The organism is Arsukibacterium sp. MJ3, assembly GCF_000987765.1.
GTDB lineage: Bacteria > Pseudomonadota > Gammaproteobacteria > Enterobacterales > Alteromonadaceae > Alishewanella.
The window spans coordinates 1-803 of sequence record NZ_LAHP01000091.1 but is presented as its reverse complement, the minus strand read 5'-3'; the positions used below and the strand labels follow the sequence as shown (position 1 = coordinate 803).

The following is an 803-nucleotide window of genomic DNA, read 5'->3' as shown; positions in this document are numbered from 1 at the left end:
TGTTTGGCGATAGATCTGATCACCAAACGCCATGAATGTTCAATTATTTCTTTATTATACTATTGTTTTTTATATACATTTTGTGGGGATTTGTCAGACACTGTCCCTATTGATTTATTGATTATAATTTTGTACTGACCCTAATATTATTTATTATTTAAAAACACTAAATTTAGTAGCTTCCTTAACTGAAACTCGACCAGCATCCACATCAATAAAGATATTTCTACACGTACAACCTATCCCATCCTCTGGTTGGCTAGGAATAATATCGCCACACCTTTCGCATTCGTAAAAAATATCTTTTCCTCTTGGATAGCCATTTCGTGGATCAAATACTAAATAATCTCTTTTCATAAAATTTATACTCACTTCAGGTGCCCTGAATCAACTAATTCTTGCACTGTTTTTGGTAATTCAAACTGAATGCCGCCCCCTGGTTGATTAAACCATGGTGCTGCATTGCCAGCTTCCACTTGAATTGGTTTAACGACTACATAAGTGTTTAAAGGCTTATTCGCCGAAGATGCGGGCAAAGACCTCGCGGAAAATGGCGTTCCATCTGGTGAGACAAACGTGCCATGAGGGCTCCCGAACCTATCAATTTTCGCACCCGGAATCAAGCTGGCTGGAACAGAATCACCATCAAAGCCGCGATTTGGTGGCCAAACAACGTCATCAACTTTTCTTGTGAGTCGTTTACTAGTCTGCTTCCCTAGCTTAATTAACAGTCCTGCAGGAATCAAGAAATCTATATCTACCGGATTAAGGTAACCAGATTCCGGTTTAATGCTAAAAGTCTG

Annotated in this window: 2 protein-coding genes; both read right to left on the bottom strand. The window is 39.0% G+C overall.

What is annotated here, in order from left to right; translation table 11 throughout:
* Nucleotides 1-153: 153 nt before the first annotated feature.
* On the bottom strand, nt 154-357 hold the full coding sequence (locus VT06_RS18215; RefSeq protein WP_152659065.1) for a hypothetical protein: 204 nt from the start codon (nt 355-357) through the stop codon (nt 154-156).
* A gap of 11 nt (nt 358-368) precedes the next feature.
* The coding region (locus tag VT06_RS16895; RefSeq protein WP_152659064.1) for a TNT domain-containing protein at nt 369-803 on the bottom strand (435 nt) is incomplete at its 5' end.